Raw genomic sequence first — 17,134 nt, 5'->3', positions numbered from 1 at the left:
CCAGATCAACACCGATACGGGCAATCCTGTCCATGTCGCTCTCCTTCGCCTGGTGGTGGGAAGACTATCGTGACATAACGTCGCCATAGCCCCGCCGGCTCGGAGGTCCTTATTAATTCATAGATTTTTATGTGCGCGGGTTTTGCGGACGGACGCACCTGCCGCACGCCGGGCGCGCTTCGGCGGCACCCACTGGCCGTCGCGCCGTTTGCGCTTTCAGCCCGTCGCAGCGCGATCAGATCGGCTGCGCGTTGGGTAGCGGGTTGCCGAGATCGTCGGTCGGCACGAGTTGCTTGTTGAACGCGGCGAAATACGCGGCCCATTCGGGTTCGCCGAGATCGGCGAAGAGACAGCCGTCCTGCCAGATGTCGTTGTGATCGTTGGAGTCGTCGCCCGGACGGTGGATGAAGCTGCCCGTCGAGCCCTGGTTCATGTGCGTGTCGTGGATGCCGTTGCCTTCGGCGTAGAAGCGCCCGAACACGTACACGTCGGACTGATGCTGCTGGGCGCGAAGCAACAGGCGATTCAGCGACGCCGCAGGCTCCGGGAATTCCGAGCCGTCCATCACGTCGCTGTTGCGCCAGTTGCCGGTCGCCGAGAGGATGTCGCTGCGGATGAAGTCGATCGCGGGCAACGCGGCGCTGCCCGTCAGCGGATGCGATCCGGCGCTCATCTGCCCGAGCGTCTGGACGATCGGATGGCGGAAGTCGTAGACGAGCTTGTACTTCAGCAGGTCGTCGTCGTCGTTGGTGCCGACGTTGACCGCGACGTCCCATTGCGCGCCATCGACGAGCACACCGAAGTGCTGGTGATACTGCGTTTCATGCTGTCGGCGAGTCGCCTTCAGCACGGGCGGCGAAACGATGCGGGCCTTGACGAAACCGTAGGCGAGCGCCATCCGATGCTCCTTCGTTGCGTGCGCAAGGAGCGAGCAGGATAACGCGATTCGCTGACCGGCGTTCCGGATCGCCTTATGCCTCGCGCCGCCCGGCCTGCTTGCGAACTGCGGCGACGAAACTGTCTGCACTCCACGACTCCGCCAGCGCCCGGCGGAACAGGCCCTGCTGACTCTCGGGTGCAAGGCCGCCCTGCGGCGGGTCCTTGTCCAGGTTCGTCGGAAACGGATAGCCTTCGGCAGACGACGCGATGACCGCGTCGGCACCTTCATGCGTGATGCTTTTCGTCTGCATTCGGTCGAGCAGGACCGGATGAAGTACCTCGCACATCTTCGTGCGGTTCAGCGACTCCATGGCACGACCGTAGGCCGAGGAAATCTGCAGGAGGTTGGCCATGCGATGAACGGACGCCGTGCGGTTCTCGCCGGCGGCATGGAACAGCGCAGGGTTGAAGAAGAGCGCATCGCCTTTTTCGAGCGGCAATTGGACGTAGTGCGTCTCGAAGTAGTCGCGGAAGTCCTGCCGGCGCCATGCGAGGTAGCCTTCGGCATATCGCTGCGAGAAAGGCAGAAGCTTCGTGGGTCCGCTTTCCACCGGCATGTCGCTGTGAGCAATTGCCCCCTGTAGCGTGAGAAAGGGAGACATCGCATGAACGTGCGCCGGATAACGCTCGGCTTGCGCTACGGTTTGAAATCCAAGGTGGTAGTCCCGGTGCGCCTGTTGCGCCTGACCGCCGGGGCGCACGACGTTGACCTGCGATGTCACCTGGAAGTGCGGACCTAACCACGCTTCAGCTACCGCAACAAGTACTGGACTTGCGAAGTAGCTGGCGAACACCGAGGGGGCACGCAGGCAAAGCTTTTCCTGCGCATTCCAGATCCGGTCATTCGCGCCTGCCTTGGCGAAATGGTCCGCAGCCGCGCTCCCGGCTTCGTGCTCCTCGCGGATAATTGACTCGAAGACCGCTGTCGCTGCATCAACCGGTGTCTTGTCGGCGTACACCCGCTTCAACACCAGCACTCCCGCGCCCGCGTTCAGTACGTTTGCCCACTCGGCCTGCAGGTCCGCGCGCCGCGATGCATCTTCGAGGACGGCACCAAGCTCGCGGCAGTCGTACACCGGAACATGGTCGACGGTGTTCGTGGCAAACCGCAGAGCGTCGTCGTCCGCACCGGGGTCAAGTGCAGCGACGAATTCCCGCAGCGAACAGTCCTGTTCCCGGTACCAGGTGCGTATCCGGGCGCCGGATCGGGGTTCATTGGCGTTCATGGTGTCTCCTTCTGTTCTTGTTCCAACAATAGCCCTCCACTGGGCGCTTGCGTTACCATAAAAACATCAAAGACACCTCAAATCGGGTCAGTCGCGTGGCTCATCGGTTTCTCATGAAGGAAATCGCCCTTCAGGCGGGGCTTGGGCTCGCCACGGTCGATCGCGTGCTGAACGGGCGGGAACACGTCCGTGAGCAGACGCGCCAGCGCGTGCAGCACGCGATAAAGGAACTCGAGAAGCAGCAGTTCCAGCTGGCGACAAGCGGGCGCAAGCTCATTGTCGATGTCGTCGTCGAAGCGCCGCGCCGGTTCTCCGACGAAATACGTGAAGCGCTGGAGGCGGAACTGCCGGGCCTGCATCCCGCCATCTTTCGGCCGCGCTTTCTGATGCAGGACACGATGACGACGGCGGACGTCGTGGACGCACTGGAAGCAATTGGCCGAAGAGGTAGCCACGGAGTTTTGCTCAAGGCGCGCGACGTCCCCGAGGTTGCCGAAGCTATCGCGCAGCTTCAGCAACGTGGTGTCCCCGTGATCACCATTTTCACGGACATTCCGCAGTCCGTTCGCATTGCCTACGCGGGTCTCGACAACCGGATGGCAGGCGCGACAGCCGCTTACCTCATTAGTCAATGGCTCGCGCGCCGGGACGGTGACGTCCTCATCACGATGAGTAACGAGCGCTTCAGAGGCGAGGAGGAGCGCGAAAACAGCTTTCGCGATGAATTGCGTCGGCGGTATCCGAAGCTGAGGCTGGTTGACGCGAGCGGCGGTCACGGTCTCGACGCCCAGACCGAGGAGCGAGTAAGGCGAGCCGTCGGTTCGGGCCGGAAAATCGTCGCGGTGTATTCGATGGGCGGGGGAAATGTCGCGATTCTGCGCGCGCTCAAGTCGATAGGACAGTCACCGAAGTGCTTCATCGGACACGACCTGGATCGGGACAATGTCGAGTTACTGCACGACGGAAAGCTCAGTGCCGTGTTGCACCACGACTTGCGGCAGGACATGCGAACCGCGTGCCATTACATCATGCACTTTCACAAGCTGCTGCCGGCGTCGGCTGTCGGGTCCTCGTCGTCGGTGGTCGTCATCACCCCGACGAACATTCCGCAATCCGTCGAACAGCGATTCGGCCGACGAGCTTGTCCGCCCTGAGCGTCACCGGAGTGGCCGCTTCGATCAGTCGTCGGTCACCACACGGCCATCTGCCGTCGACGGTTGAGCAGAGGTCTCTCAATTGCTGCACCGGCCCATCTGCGGCTATGCTATCCATCCATGCTCACCTTGAAGCTCCAAGCCTGCCTGCCAGCGTGCACCGGCAGCAGAACGTTCAAGGTCCCCGAGCATCTGAATAACGCCAAGACTGGCTGAACAGGAGACAGCGTGGACATCTTCATGTCGATGGAGGCGTTCGTGCGCGCGGCAGAAGCGCAAAGTTTTGCGAGCGCGGCACGACAGCTCGGCGTCGCGAAATCCGTGGTCACATCGCGGGTGAAGCAGCTCGAAGAGCATTTCGGCGTGGCGCTCTTCCATCGCTCGACGCGTGCCGTGCGCCTGTCCGAAGCCGGCGAAACCTACTATCGCGAGTGCGTGCAGCTTGTGAACAAGGTGCACGACCTGTCAGGACGACAGAGCGCCGAGACGCAGTCGCTCTCTGGCACGCTCAACGTTCATGTCCTGCCGGGCTTCGCTCTCGGCCACTTCTCCGAAGCGCTGATCGCGTTTCGGGAAGCGCATCCGCGCATCGAGTTCGTCGTGACCGTCAACGACCGGGTGATCGATCCGGTTCAGGAAGGGCTCGATCTCGCGCTGCAGATCTACCCGCCCGCATCGAACCTGCTCGTCGAGCGCAAGCTCTTTCCGGTGCGCGGCGTGCTGTGCGCGGCGCCCGCCTACCTCAAGGAAGAGCCGGTCATCGAAACGCCGCTCGATCTCGTGCGGCACGATTTCGCGCGCTATTCGCACTACCCGTGGGGCGACAAGTGGCCGCTCATGAAGGGCAACGAGTGCTACGAAATCGCACTCAATCCGGTGCTCAAGACCAACAGCGTGCATCTGCTGCTGGAGTTCGCGCGCGCCGGAGCGGGCGTCGCCTATTTGCCCACGATGGTCGCCGCCGCCGATCTGCTCGAACACCGGCTCGTGCGCGTGCTGCCCGAGTACGCAGCGCCGCCGTTGTGGCTCTCGGCGGTGTACCCCGCCTCGCACCGCTCGACGACCAAGGTAAAGGCTTTCGTCGATTTCCTGCGCGAGCGGTATCTGCGCGAGCCGCAGTGGGACAAGACGCTCGGCATCGCGCCCTCCGATGACGAAGCCCGCGACGTCGACGAAGAGCTCGGCGACGCATAAAAGCTCCCTGAAGACACCGCATCAGTAGTTTCCCTAGCGTCAAAATCGAGCACGCAGTGTTCGCGAAACGCGACCCTCGATCCATTGCCTTGCCGCACAGGCGGCCCTAATCTTCGTTCCAAGGCAGCACGTTCACGAAGATCAACGGAGCAATGGAGACTGACATGCAAGAGACCTATCTCGGCAGCCTTGGCAACTACCGCAAGGGCTCGATCGAAATCATCAAGGGCAAAGCCGGACATTACGCGATGTCGAACGTGTTCGAGGTCGCGACCCAGTCCGCACCGTACGAGAAGGTCGTCGTCGGGAAAAACCTCAAGTACGTGATCGAGACGCTGCGCGCGGAAGGAACATCGCCCTGGTACACCGCATCGCATGACGAATTCGCGGTCGCGCTCGACGGCGAGATCGACGTGCATTTCATCAAGCCGTCCGATGGTCCGCTGGCTGGCGAGCAAACGGAAGGAACCGTGCGTCTGGATGGCGAGCCGTCGGGGCAGTCGATGGGCTTCGTGCGCCTTCGCCGGGGTCATCAGGCGCTGCTGCCCGCGGGTGCCGCGTATCGCTTCGACGCACGCAAGACAGGCGTGCTGCTCGTGCAGACGATCCTCGGACCGGAGTCGGTCGAGAAGTGGGCCGACATCTGCATCCAGTAACGACGACGCACACGAACCCCGCATACCTTCCCGGAGCACATCATGGATCAATCAACCCTGCTTCAGAACGTCGTCGCGACCGACCCGGACAAGGTCACCGGCTACCGCACATTCAGGCTCGGCGAATTCGAGTTCAGCCGCGACGCTTACTTCGCCACGGTGAAATGGCCGTCGAACGGAGAAAGCCGTTCGCACCAGATGCACGCCGACGACTTCCTGCGCGCGATGATGCGCGACGTCGCGTGGGGCTTCTTTTACGGCTGGGTCAACTTCGATGAAGTGATCGGCACGCGCAATCACTACGGCCGCGTGGACATGTATGCCGGCGCCTATAACGCGAGCTTCAGGAACGCGGGCATCGACTACACGCAGCAGTTCGAGACGCCCGTGATCATGGCGACCTTCAAGGCGATCCTGAAGGACTGGGTCAACGAAGGCTTCGACCCGTTCGCGGCACCGGAAGAAACCGGCTCCGCATTCGGCGCGAAGCACGGCGACAACATCGCCGCCATCGACCGCACGCGTATCGCGACGAAGCGCATGCCGGGCCTCGCAGGCGACTCCCCGCTGCGCGACGATCTTCCTGTCAACCGGCAGTTCGCCGACGTCGATCAGGACGAGCCCGAAGTTCACGCTGCGCCCGGCTTCGAAGGCCAGTTGCACGCGTTCAGTCTGTTCAAGTATCTGTCGCGCTCGGACGTGACGTGGAATCCGTCGGTGACATCGGTGTGCAAACAGAGCCTGTTCTGCCCGACGACAGAAGAGTTCGTGTTGCCGGTCTTTCATGGCAACGATCGCGTCGAATGGTTCCTGCAGCTCTCCGACCAGATCATCTGGGATGTCGCCGACAAGGACAGCGGCGAGCCGCGTGCGCGCATCACGATGAACGCTGGCGACATCGCCGCGATGCCCGCCGACATTCGCCACAAGGGTTACTCGCAGAAGCGTTCGATGCTGCTCGTCTGGGAGAACGCGACCCCCGATCTCCCGAAGCGCTACGAGAGCGGTGAACTCGCGCCTTATCCGGTGCCGCTCTAAACCCTTCCTGCCCCCGTATCGAAATGACGACGCCGCGAGCCGGCGTCGCGGGGGACGCTTTTGCCCAAGAACCCTTCAGGCACGACCGACATGCAAACGCAACTCTTCATCGACGGCCGCTTCGTTCCCGCCCTGAGCGGCGAAACGCTTGCCAGTCTCAACCCGCACGACAATTCGGTGATCGCTCATGTATCGATGGCCGGACGCGCCGATATCGATCGCGCGGTCGATGCGGCGAAGGCCGCATTTCCGGCATGGAGCAACATGGCTGCAGCGGACCGCGGTCGGCTCCTACTCAAGCTCGCCGACGCGATCGAAGCGAACGCGGACGAACTCGCGCGCCTCGAATCGCTCGACACGGGCCATCCGATCCGCGACACGCGCAACCTCGACGTGCCGCGCACGGCAGCGACGTTCCGCTACTTCGGCGGCATGGCCGACAAGATCGAAGGCTCGGTGATCCCGGTCGAGGCAGGCTTTCTGAACTATATGACGCGCGAGCCCGTCGGCATCGTCGGGCAAGTGGTGCCGTGGAATTTCCCGCTGATGTTCACGAGCTGGAAGATGGCGCCCGCGCTTGCCGCCGGTAATTGCGTCGTGATGAAGCCCGCGGAACTCACGCCGCTTTCCAGTCTCGCGATCGCCGAATTGATGGCGGAGGTCGGCTTTCCTGCGGGGGTCGTGAACGTGCTGCCGGGACTCGGGGCAGTGGCGGGGCAATACATCGCGGAGCACCCGCAGATCAGCAAGGTCGCGTTCACGGGATCGACGGCGGTGGGACGCAAGATCGTGCAGGCGTCGAGCGGCAATCTGAAGAAGGTGCAGCTCGAACTCGGCGGCAAGGGTGCGAACGTCGTCTTCGCCGATGCGAACCTCGACGAGGTCGTGCAGGGCTCTGCATTCGGCATCTTCCACAATCAGGGGCAAGCGTGCATTGCGGCGTCGCGGCTGATCGTGCATGAGTCCGTCGCCGATGAACTGCTTGAACGTTTCACTTCGCTTGCCCGCTCGATCAGGATCGGCGATCCGCTCGATCCCACAACGGAGATGGGTCCACTCACTTCGCAGATGCATCGGGATCGCGTGCTGTCGTATGTCAATGTCGCGCGCGAACAAGGCGGGCATGTGATATCCGGCGGCAAGGCGCCCGGCGATGCTGCGCTTGCAAAGGGGTTCTATGTCGAGCCTACGATCGTCGCGGCGAAGCCCACCGATCGCGTCGCGCAAGAGGAAGTATTCGGCCCGTTCGTCACGGTCAGCACGTTCGGCAGCGATGAAGAGGCGCTGGCCATCGCGAACGGCACGGAATACGGCCTGGGTGCGGGCTTGTGGACACGCGACCTGCAACGCGCGCATCTGTTCGCGCGCCAGTTGCGAAGCGGCATGGTGTGGATCAACTGCTACAAGCGCGTCAGCCCGGCTTCGCCGTTCGGCGGTGTCGGCGCGAGCGGCTATGGCCGCGAGATGGGCTTCGAAGTGATGCGCGAATACACCCAGCCGAAGTCAATCTGGGTCAACGTCGACGCCAAGATTCCGCCCTACTATCCGCGCTGAAGCCATGGACCCGTTCATCTATCAAGGCATGCCGTCGCGCGTGGTGTTCGGTGCGGGCAGCATCGAACACCTCGAGCGCGAGATCGAGCTGCTGGGCGCGAAGCGCGCGATCGTGCTCTCGACGCCCCAACAGCGCGAGCAGGCCGAGGCGCTTGCCGCGCGGCTCGGTCCGCGCGTCGCAGGCGTGTTCGCCAAGGCCGTGATGCACGTGCCGGTCGAGATCGCGCGCGAAGCCCGCGAATACGCGCAGCAGGTTGGCGCCGACTGCGCCGTGGCGATCGGCGGCGGCTCGACGACAGGTCTCGGCAAGGCGATTGCGTTGAGCTCGTCGCTGCCGATCCTCGCCGTGCCGACCACGTACGCCGGTTCCGAAATGACGCCGATCTACGGTCTGACGGAAGCGGGGCTGAAGAAGACCGGCCGCGACATCCGCGTCTTGCCGAGGACCGTGATCTACGATCCGGCCTTGACGGTATCGCTGCCCGCATCGCTATCGGTCACGAGCGGCATCAACGCGATTGCTCATGCAGCCGAAGGCCTCTATGCGGAAGACGCGAATCCGGTCGTCAGCCTGATGGCGGAGGAAGGCATTCGAGCGCTTGCTCAAGGTATCGGGAAGGTCACCGCGCGTCCGGACGACATCGATGCCCGCAGCGACTGTCTCTATGGCGCCTGGCTGTGCGGCGCGGTACTCGGCAGTGTCGGCATGGCGCTGCATCACAAGCTGTGTCACACGCTCGGCGGAACGTTCAACCTCCCGCACGCAGAGACGCACACGATCGTGCTGCCACATGCGCTCGCCTACAACCGCGATGCCGCACCGCAAGCGATGAAGCGTATCGCACGCGCACTCGGTACGACCGATGCCGCGCAAGGTGCATTCGAGCTGGCACGTAGCAACGGCGCGCCTACTGCGCTGAAGGACATCGGCTTCAAGGCAAGCGACATCGATATCGCATTGAACATCGCGTTGAAGAATCCTTATGGGAATCCGCGCCCGCTCGAACGCGAGCCATTGCGGGCATTGCTCGAAGCGGCCTACGAAGGACGCGCTCCCCATTGAGCGCAGGCGACGCAGCCAAACACATAAAGAGACTGAAGGAGACATTCATGGACGACAGATCCATCGACGGCGCTCGCCGTAAATTCGTGAAGGCGGCGGCGGCGAGCGCCGCGCTCGTCGGCAGCTCGCCGATGCTTGCGCGTATCGCGAACGCCGCGGGTCCGCGCACCCTGAAAATAGGTTACGTATCGCCGCAAACGGGTCCGCTCGCGCTCTTCGGCGAAGCCGACCGTTTCACGATCCAGCAGATGCAGGCGGCGCTGAAAAGCGGCATCACGATCGGCGGCAAGCAGTATCCGGTATCGGTGCTCGTGAAGGACAGCCAGTCGAATCCGAACCGCGCAGGCGAAGTGGCGAACGACCTGATCCTGAAAGACAAGGTCGACATCATGCTCGTCTCCGGCACGCCGGAAACGGCCAACCCCGTCAGCGATGCATGCGAAGTGAACGAGATGCCGTGCGTGTCCACGGTCGTTCCCTGGCAGCCGTGGTTCTTCGGTAGAAAAGGCGATCCGAAAAAGGGCTTCAACTATACGTATCACTTCTTCTGGGGCCTCGAAGACGTGATCGCCGTCTACACCGGCATGTGGCAGTCGGTGCAGACCAACAAGGCGGTCGGCGGCCTCTTCCCCAACGACGGCGACGGCAACGCATGGGGCGACAGCAAGCTCGGATTCCCGCCGGTGCTCACGCAAAAAGGCTTCACGCTGAAAGACCCCGGGCGCTTCCAGTCGATGACGCAGGACTTTTCCGCACAGATTTCCGCGTTCAAGCAAGGCGGCTCGCAGATCGTGACGGGCGTGGTGATTCCGCCCGATGCCAAGAACTTTCTCGTCCAGGCGCGCCAGCAAGGCTTCCGGCCGAAAGTCATCTCCATCGGCAAGGCACTGCTCTTCCCAACCTCGATCGAAGCGCTCGGCGATCTCGGCGACGGACTCTCGACCGAAGTGTGGTGGTCGCCGTCGCATCCGTTCAAGTCATCGTTGACCGGACAGTCCGCGCGACAGCTTGCTGATGCCTACGAAAAGGCCATGTCGAAACAGTGGACGCAGCCTGTCGGGTTCGCACACGCGCTCTTCGAAATCGCCGCCGATACGTTGAAGCGCACGAAGGATATCGACTCCAACGAAGCGATTCGTGACGCGCTCGCATCGACCAGGCTCGATACCGTCGTCGGGCACGTGGCGTGGGGCAGCGGTCCGGTGAAGAACGTTGCAAAGACACCGCTCGTCGGCGGCCAGTGGGTGAAGGCGCAGGCGGGACAGGCGCATCGTTTCGATCTCGCGATCGTGAACAATCAACTCGCTCCCGGCGTGCCGCTCACAGGCCCGCTGAAACTGATCGGCTGACAACGGAGACTACGCGATGAGCAGCGTTCTGACACTGGCGAACGTCTCGAAGAGCTACGGCGCGCTGAAGGTCACCGACGACATCAGCTTCGAGATCGAACGAGGCGAAACCTACGGCATCCTCGGACCCAACGGCGCGGGCAAGACCACGCTTTTCAACCTCGTGAGCGGCGACGTGCGTCCTGACACCGGCGCGATCCACTTCGACGGCAACGATATTGGCGCGCTTGCTCCGCACCGGCGATGCGTCGCCGGTATCGGGCGCTCGTATCAGGTGCCGCGTCCTTTCGCGGGCCTGACGGTATTCGAGAACCTGCTGGTCGGTGCGACGTTCGGGGGCGCGCTTGCAGAACACGCGGCATGTGAAGTCTGCATCGACGTGCTGGAACGCACCGGCCTCAAGCGCCGCGCGAATCAGCTTGCCGGAACGCTGACGCTGCTGGACCGCAAGCGTCTGGAACTGGCGCGCGCGCTGGCGACGCGTCCCAAGCTGCTGCTTCTGGATGAGATCGCGGGCGGCCTCACGGAGCCGGAAACTCATGAACTCGTCGACGAAATCAAACGTGTCAAAGAGCACGGCGTGACGATCGTGTGGATCGAGCACGTCGTTCATGCGTTGCTTGCCGTCGCCGACCGGCTGCTTGTCATTCATTTCGGCAGGCGTCTCGCGGAAGGATCGCCCGCCGCTGTGATGGCAGACCCGGAGGTCAGGCGCGTTTATCTCGGTCTGGAGGCGTGAGCATGGCGGCAATTCTCGAAACGCGCGCACTCAGCGCGTTCTATGGCGACTTTCAGGCGCTGTTCGGTGTCGATGTGACGGTGAATAGCGGCGAAGTGATCGCGCTGATCGGATCGAACGGCGCCGGCAAGTCCACTTTCCTCAAGACGCTCGCGGGCCTGCTGCGCACGCGCCCGGAACAGGTTCTCTACAAGGGCGAAGCAATCGGCGGCATGCCGGCCGCGGCCATCGTCGGCAAGGGCATCGCGCTCGTGCCCGAAGGACGCAGGCTCTTCGCAAGTCTCTCCGTCGAAGAGAACCTGTTGCTCGGAGGCTATTGCGAACGGCCGGGCGGCTGGAACCTGAGCACGGTCTACGAACTCTTCCCTGTGCTCGAGGAACGCCGGCGCCATCCGGCAACGGCGCTCTCGGGCGGCCAGCAGCAGATGGTCGCGCTCGGCCGTGCATTGATGAGCAACCCGGATCTCATCATGTGCGACGAGTTGTCGCTTGGGCTTGCGCCCGTCATCGTGCGCGAGATCTACGCGGCGCTGCCTTCGATCGTGGCCGATGGCATGAGCGCAATCGTAGTCGAACAGGACGTGCAGCTTGCACGCAAGGTTTCGTCGCGTTTCTACTGCTTTCAGGAGGGCCGCGTCTCGCTCTCCGGCGCGTCCGCCGAGGTCTCCGACGAAGCCATCACACAAGCCTATTTTGGAGTGGCCTCATGACTTCGATCGTCAATATCGTGCTGCAGGGGGTGCTGCTCGGTGCGTTGTATGCGCTCTTCGCGATGGGCCAGTCGCTCGTATTCGGCGTGATGCGCCTGACCAATACAGCGCATGGCGACTTCATCGTGTTGCTCGTGTTCGTGCTCTTCGCCCTGACGAACTGGGCGCATGTGCCGTTGTGGATCGCCATCCCGGTGCTCGTCGTCATCGCCTTCGGCGCGGGATATGCCGTGCAGTTCGCGGTGCTCAATCGCGTGAGCGGACGCGATCCTCTGCCCTCGCTCGTCGTCACGTTCGGGCTGTCGATCGTCATTCAGAACCTGCTGCAGGAAGTCTTCTCGGCGGACCCGCGCTCGCTCTCCACAGGCGGCTTCGAATCGATGAGCTTCGCGTTGCCTGGCGGCGTTGCGCTCGGGCTTCTGCCCTTGCTCACGCTCGCCGTCGCGATCGCGGCGACGCTTGCGCTGCAATGGCTTTTTGGCCGCACGCCGCTTGGCCGTGCCTTTCGGGCGACATCCGACGATCGCGAGATCGTGCAGTTGATGGGCGTCTCTCCCCGACGCACCTTTGCACTCGCGATGAGCATCGCGTTCGTGCTGATCGCGCTCGCCGCAACACTCTATGGCATGCGCACCGCGGTGTCTCCTTCCGATGGCCCCGCGCTGCTCCTGTATGCGTTCGAAGCCGTGATCATCGGCGGCATGGGTTCGTTCTGGGGCACCTTCGCGGGCGGCATTGCGCTGGGCATCGCGCAGCAGATCGGCTTCTATTTCGACCCCGGCTGGGGCATCTGGCTCGGACACGTGCTGTTCCTCGCCGTGCTGACCGTGCGGCCGCAGGGCTTCTTCCCCAAGACCGCTTGACGCTTTATCGAGGAGACCGACATGAACATGCGCGAACGAGGCTTCGAGGTGCGGCGTGCGACACCCGCGAGCAAGGCGGCCGTGCTCGTCCTTCTGCTTGCGGCCGTCTTCGTGGCGAGCCTCCCTTATTGGGCCGGGCGCGACACGTTGCGCGACTTTACGCAGATCGCAGCCTATCTCGTCTTTGCCCTGATGTGGAACCTGCTTGCGGGGTACGGCGGAATGGTCTCGATCGGCCAGCAGGCGTACTTCGGCATAGGCGGATATGCGATGCTGATGCTCGCCAACTATGGCGGCATCTCGCCATTCGTCGCGGTACCGATAGGCGCCGTCATTGCAGCGGTGATCGCCGTGCCGGTCTCGCTCGTGGCGTTCCGGCTGGAAGGCGGCTATTTCGCGATCGGCACATGGGTAATCGCGGAAGTGTTGAGGCTCTCGGTGGCGAACGTAGCGTGGCTGGGCGGCGGATCGGGCACGAGTCTCACGGCGTTTCAGGGCGTCCCGCGCGCATTGCGCGAATCGCTTACGCTATGGACGGCGCTCGCGATCGTAGCCGCGGCCATCGGCCTGCTCTACGTGTTCTTGCGCTCCAGGCGCGGGCTCGCCCTCACCGCGATGCGCGACAATGCGATTGCGGCGAACAGCCAGGGTGTCGATGTCAGGCGTGCGCGACTCGTGGTCTATCTGGTGTCGGCGGCTGGCACGGCGCTCGCGGGCGGCCTCTATTTCGTCGGCAACCTGCGCATCTCGCCCGATGCTGCGTTCTCCGTGAACTGGACCGCGTTCGCAATCTTCATCGTAATGATCGGCGGACTCGGGACACTCGAAGGTCCGATCATCGGCGCGCTGATCTTCTTTCTGTTGAACAAGTTCTTGTCGGACTTCGGCACCTGGTATCTGATCGGTCTGGGCGCGCTTGCGATCGTAGTCACGATGTTTTTCCCCCAAGGCATCTGGGGCTACGCGTCGCGACGATTTGGCTGGCAGCTTTTCCCGGTTGCGAGACACGTCGTGTTTCTCGACGACGCGCCGTCATCCTCGCGCGTCCAGGTTCCCGACCCGGTTCACGCTACACGTACAGCTTCTTCTGCACCGCACCCATGAGGCATCACCATGAAAGACCTGACCAGCGACACGCTCACTGCAACCGTGACGGATTCGTTCAGTGCTTGCCCTGATCCGCGAACGAAGGAAATCATTACCGCGCTGGTGCGCCACTTGCACGACTTCGCGCGTGAAGTGCGCCTCACGCACGAGGAGTGGCGCCATGGCATCGAGTTCCTGACCGCTACCGGAAGGAAATGCGACGGAATCCGGCAGGAGTTCATCCTGCTGTCAGACACCCTCGGCTTGTCGATCGTGCTCGACGCGATCAACCAGCGTCACGAAGAAGCTTCGACGGAGAGCAGCCTGCTCGGCCCGTTCTACCGGGATGGCGTCAGGGAGGCGGAGTTCGGTGCCGACATCGCCCAGACCGAGGGCGAGCCTGCACTCTTCCACGGCCGCGTGGTCGATGCGAATGGAACGCCGGTTGCCAGCGCGCTCATCGAGGTCTGGCAGACAGCCGCGAACGGCATGTATGAAGGACAGGACCCGGATCAGCCCGAGGGCAACCTGCGAGGCCGGTTCCGTTCGAATGCCGCCGGTGAGTATGCGTTTCGCTCGCTGAAGCCGACGAGCTATCCGATTCCGACTGACGGTCCCGTCGGCCGGATGCTCATTGCGACCGGCCGTCATCCGATGCGGCCCGCGCATGTTCACTTCAAAATCGAGGCGCACGGATACGAAACCCTCACGACAGCGCTGTTTTCGTCGGACGATCCGTATGTCGATTCTGATGCCGTGTTTGGCGTGAAGTCGTCGCTCGTCGTCGACTATGTGCCGAAAGAGGGCCGGGAACGGTTCTTCGACGTCGAGCGCGACTTTGTTCTGATCGAAAAGGAGCGCACGTGAACGGTTGCTCCGACGACGCGGCACTTTGCTCGCTCGACGACATACCCGATAGCGGCGGCCTCGAAGCATCGGCGTCGATCCTGGTCCTGCGTCGCGGCGACGATGCCTGGGCGTATCGCAACGTATGTCCGCACTTCTCGATTCCGTTGAATTACGAACCGAACACGTTCTGGACATACGACGGTCAACTCTTGATGTGCGCCCATCACAGTGCGATGTTCCGCTTCGAGGACGGCGCGTGCATCGATGGGCCTTGTCTCGGCGCGAGCCTCACATCGGTTCCGATCCGAATAGAGGGCAGAAACGTATTCATCGATGACGCGGGCAAGGGTTGATCGCGGAATCGCCCTGCTGGATCGCCCTCAGGCAAGCGAGTTGCAGCGGCCTGCGGATACTCAGCCGGCATTGGCGACGGCCGAGCCCGTCAGTCAGGGATGGCAGGCTCGACCAGCCTTGCCAGCTGAACCAGTGACTCCTGCCAGCCGAGGTAGCACATCTCCACGGGAATGACCTCGGGTACGCCCTCTTGCACAATTGTGAGCTCGGTTCCGCAGGACACCTGCCGCAACGACACGGTGACGTGCATTTCGCCGGGCAGGTTCGGGTCGTCGAATCGGTCCGTGTAGCGAAGCTTCTCGAACGGCACCAGCTCGATGTACTCGCCGCCGAACGAGTGGCTGTGGCCCGTGCTGAAGTTGCGAAAGGACATCTTGTGAGTGCCGCCAACACGGGCGTCCAAGTGGTGGACCTGACAGGTGAATCCGTACGGAGGAAGCCATTTCGCGATCGCATCGGATTCGAGAAAGGCGCGGTAGATGCGTTCCGGCGGAGCGCGCAAAACGCGTTGGAGATGGATGGTTCCGGTAGTCATGGTGAGTTGTCCGTTCACGGGAGAAGTTGGTCACACCCTTACGACGACGCAGCGTCGTCAATATCGACATGGGCGGGATCAGGGAAAACCCTTTGCCGGACGTTCGTCTGCGAACGTTCGTTCATTTTTATAAAGCCTCAGGAAATCTGCCGATATTTGGACCAAGTAGTTAAACCAATATCACCTGCGGGCCAGCATGAAGATTTCCACGAAACTGCTCATTCTCGTTGCCACGGCGCTGATCGGCGTGGCCAGCGTCGTCGCGACGACGCTCTATTCGCTCGATACTTCGCTCGTCGAAAGCCGTCGCGGCCAGATCGTGAACCTTCTTACGAAGGCGGAGCACCTCGTCCAATATTATCGCGGCCTCGAAGCCTCCGGACAGATGACCCAGGAACAGGCGCAAAACGCTGCAAAGCAGGCGCTCAGCCAGCTTAACGCAGACAAGAAGAGCTACTACTGGGCCACCAACACGGACAGCATCAACCTCGTCCACCCGAACACGAGCCTCGTCGGCACGAAAACGAGCGGCAACCGCACCACCAGCGGCATGACCGATACAGAAGCCTACAAGCATGGACTTGCCAACAATCACGTCGCGCTTGTCGACGTGCTCATTAAGCGCGCGCAGGACGCGCCGCTGGAAGCGAAGCTCCAGGGCGTCGTCGCCATTCCGGAATGGGGCTGGTGGATCGGCACCGGCTTCTTTTACGACGACATCAACGCTACCTTCTGGAAACTCGCGACAACGCTCCTCGCCATCTCGCTCGCCATTCTCGCCGCAGTCGGTGCGCTGGCGTTCTTCATGGCCCGCAGCGTGCGACGCGCACTCGGCGGCGAACCCGCAGACGCCGCAGCGTTCGCAGCGCAGATCGCCGAGGGAAACCTCGCCGCCGAGGTGAAGCTCGCGCCTTCCGATCGCTCGAGCCTGCTGTATGCACTGAGCCAGATGAAGATGAAGCTGCGCGTGCTCGTCTCCGACATCCAGCAGTCGAACGAATCGATCGCTTCTGGATCCAGTCAGATCGCGCAGGGCAACACCGATCTTTCGCAGCGCACCGAGGAACAGGCTGCCGCGTTGCAGGAAACGGCCGCGAGCATGGAGCAGCTCACCTCAACGGTCAAACAGAATGCCGACAACGCGCGCCAGGCGAGTCACCTCGCGCAGCTTGCTTCGCAGGCCACCGAGCGCGGCGGCGAAGCGGTGCAGCAGGTCGTCGGCACGATGCGCACCATCTCCGACGAATCGCGGCGCATCGGAGACATTATTGGCGTGATCGAGGGCATCGCATTCCAGACCAACATCCTTGCGTTGAATGCCGCGGTGGAAGCCGCCCGAGCAGGCGAGGAAGGCCGCGGCTTTGCGGTCGTTGCGGGCGAAGTGCGCACGCTCGCCCAGCGCAGCGCTACAGCGGCGAAGGACATCAAGGAACTGGTCGGCTCCTCGGTGACGAAGGTCGATGACGGCACGGACCAGGTCGCCGTCGCGGGCGAGCGGATGCGCGAAATCGTGCAGTCCATACGCCGCGTAAGCGAGATCATGAGCGAGATCGCGGCGGCATCGATCGAGCAGAGCACCGGCATCGAACAGGTGAACCGCGCGGTGACCGAAATGGACGATGTCACTCAGCAGAACGCCGCGCTCGTTGAAGAAGCGGCGGCCGCCGCCGCATCGCTCGACGAACAAGCCGAACGCCTGCGCGATACAGTTAAGGTCTTCCGGGTCGAGGCCTGATCGCGAGGGTTCGAGAGTATCGGTCCGCCGCGACGGGCACCACACCGCCGATCACGACAGTCAGCAAGTATCGTCAAGACTGCAGCGTCG

General features: G+C 62.8%; 17 protein-coding genes. 14 read left to right on the top strand and 3 right to left on the bottom strand.

Translation table 11 applies throughout. The features are described from left to right. Positions 1 to 235: 235 nt before the first annotated feature. Entirely contained in the window at positions 236 to 898 is a 663-nt protein-coding gene (locus tag AWB81_RS27275; protein ID WP_062639644.1) for a DUF2278 family protein, read from the bottom strand. Positions 899 to 971: 73 nt separating this feature from the next. Continuing rightward, positions 972 to 2,165, bottom strand: a complete 1,194-nt coding sequence (locus tag AWB81_RS27270; protein WP_062639643.1) for a phytanoyl-CoA dioxygenase family protein — start codon at positions 2,163 to 2,165, stop codon at positions 972 to 974. A 113-nt stretch (positions 2,166 to 2,278) separates the two neighbouring features. Here AWB81_RS27270 and AWB81_RS27265 point away from each other — a divergent pair, with 113 nt between their 5' ends. The 13 genes from AWB81_RS27265 (at position 2,279) to AWB81_RS27205 (ending at position 14,773) form a co-directional block, all read left to right on the top strand. Continuing rightward, complete coding sequence (locus AWB81_RS27265; protein ID WP_374730518.1) at positions 2,279 to 3,319, top strand: LacI family DNA-binding transcriptional regulator; 1,041 nt, start codon at positions 2,279 to 2,281, stop codon at positions 3,317 to 3,319. Positions 3,320 to 3,547: 228 nt separating this feature from the next. After that, on the top strand, positions 3,548 to 4,513 hold the full coding sequence (locus AWB81_RS27260) for a LysR family transcriptional regulator (RefSeq protein WP_062639641.1): 966 nt from the start codon (positions 3,548 to 3,550) through the stop codon (positions 4,511 to 4,513). A gap of 164 nt (positions 4,514 to 4,677) precedes the next feature. Next, a complete protein-coding gene (locus AWB81_RS27255; RefSeq protein ID WP_062639640.1) occupies positions 4,678 to 5,169 on the top strand; it encodes a cupin domain-containing protein in 492 nt (163 codons plus the stop codon). Between the two features lie 42 nt (positions 5,170 to 5,211). Further along, positions 5,212 to 6,207, top strand: a complete 996-nt coding sequence (locus AWB81_RS27250) for a hypothetical protein (RefSeq protein ID WP_062639639.1) — start codon at positions 5,212 to 5,214, stop codon at positions 6,205 to 6,207. A 90-nt stretch (positions 6,208 to 6,297) separates the two neighbouring features. Further along, complete coding sequence (locus AWB81_RS27245) at positions 6,298 to 7,761, top strand: aldehyde dehydrogenase family protein (RefSeq protein WP_062639638.1); 1,464 nt, start codon at positions 6,298 to 6,300, stop codon at positions 7,759 to 7,761. Between the two features lie 4 nt (positions 7,762 to 7,765). Beyond that, positions 7,766 to 8,824, top strand: a complete 1,059-nt coding sequence (locus AWB81_RS27240) for a maleylacetate reductase (protein ID WP_062639637.1) — start codon at positions 7,766 to 7,768, stop codon at positions 8,822 to 8,824. 47 nt (positions 8,825 to 8,871) lie between these two features. Next, positions 8,872 to 10,173, top strand: coding sequence for an ABC transporter substrate-binding protein (locus tag AWB81_RS27235; protein WP_062639636.1), 1,302 nt, complete (start codon positions 8,872 to 8,874; stop codon positions 10,171 to 10,173). 16 nt (positions 10,174 to 10,189) lie between these two features. Further along, positions 10,190 to 10,912 carry an ABC transporter ATP-binding protein gene (locus AWB81_RS27230; protein WP_062639635.1) on the top strand — a complete coding sequence of 241 codons (723 nt, stop codon included), beginning with the start codon at positions 10,190 to 10,192 and terminating at the stop codon, positions 10,910 to 10,912. A gap of 2 nt (positions 10,913 to 10,914) precedes the next feature. Continuing rightward, positions 10,915 to 11,622, top strand: a complete 708-nt coding sequence (locus tag AWB81_RS27225; protein WP_062639634.1) for an ABC transporter ATP-binding protein — start codon at positions 10,915 to 10,917, stop codon at positions 11,620 to 11,622. Next, positions 11,619 to 12,485, top strand: coding sequence for a branched-chain amino acid ABC transporter permease (locus AWB81_RS27220; protein WP_062639633.1), 867 nt, complete (start codon positions 11,619 to 11,621; stop codon positions 12,483 to 12,485). Before AWB81_RS27225 ends, AWB81_RS27220 begins: the two co-directional genes overlap by 4 nt. A gap of 21 nt (positions 12,486 to 12,506) precedes the next feature. Beyond that, positions 12,507 to 13,589, top strand: a complete 1,083-nt coding sequence (locus tag AWB81_RS27215) for a branched-chain amino acid ABC transporter permease (protein ID WP_087135227.1) — start codon at positions 12,507 to 12,509, stop codon at positions 13,587 to 13,589. Positions 13,590 to 13,598: 9 nt separating this feature from the next. After that, the gene (locus tag AWB81_RS27210; RefSeq protein ID WP_062639632.1) at positions 13,599 to 14,438 is read left to right on the top strand and encodes an intradiol ring-cleavage dioxygenase; all 840 of its coding nucleotides are present in this window, start codon (positions 13,599 to 13,601) and stop codon (positions 14,436 to 14,438) included. Further along, complete coding sequence (locus AWB81_RS27205) at positions 14,435 to 14,773, top strand: Rieske (2Fe-2S) protein (RefSeq protein ID WP_062639631.1); 339 nt, start codon at positions 14,435 to 14,437, stop codon at positions 14,771 to 14,773. The genes AWB81_RS27210 and AWB81_RS27205 overlap by 4 nt, the downstream gene beginning before the upstream one ends. A gap of 89 nt (positions 14,774 to 14,862) precedes the next feature. Here the strand turns inward: AWB81_RS27205 and AWB81_RS27200 are convergent, their stop codons facing one another. Next, positions 14,863 to 15,309, bottom strand: coding sequence for an SRPBCC family protein (locus AWB81_RS27200; protein WP_062639630.1), 447 nt, complete (start codon positions 15,307 to 15,309; stop codon positions 14,863 to 14,865). A gap of 196 nt (positions 15,310 to 15,505) precedes the next feature. Between AWB81_RS27200 and AWB81_RS27195 the strand changes: the two genes are divergently transcribed. Next, on the top strand, positions 15,506 to 17,044 hold the full coding sequence (locus AWB81_RS27195) for a methyl-accepting chemotaxis protein (protein WP_062639629.1): 1,539 nt from the start codon (positions 15,506 to 15,508) through the stop codon (positions 17,042 to 17,044). The last annotated feature ends 90 nt before the right edge of the window (positions 17,045 to 17,134 follow it).

Source organism: Caballeronia arationis (assembly GCF_001544975.2).
Lineage (GTDB): Bacteria > Pseudomonadota > Gammaproteobacteria > Burkholderiales > Burkholderiaceae > Caballeronia > Caballeronia arationis.
This window is presented reverse-complemented; position numbering and strand designations above follow the sequence as displayed.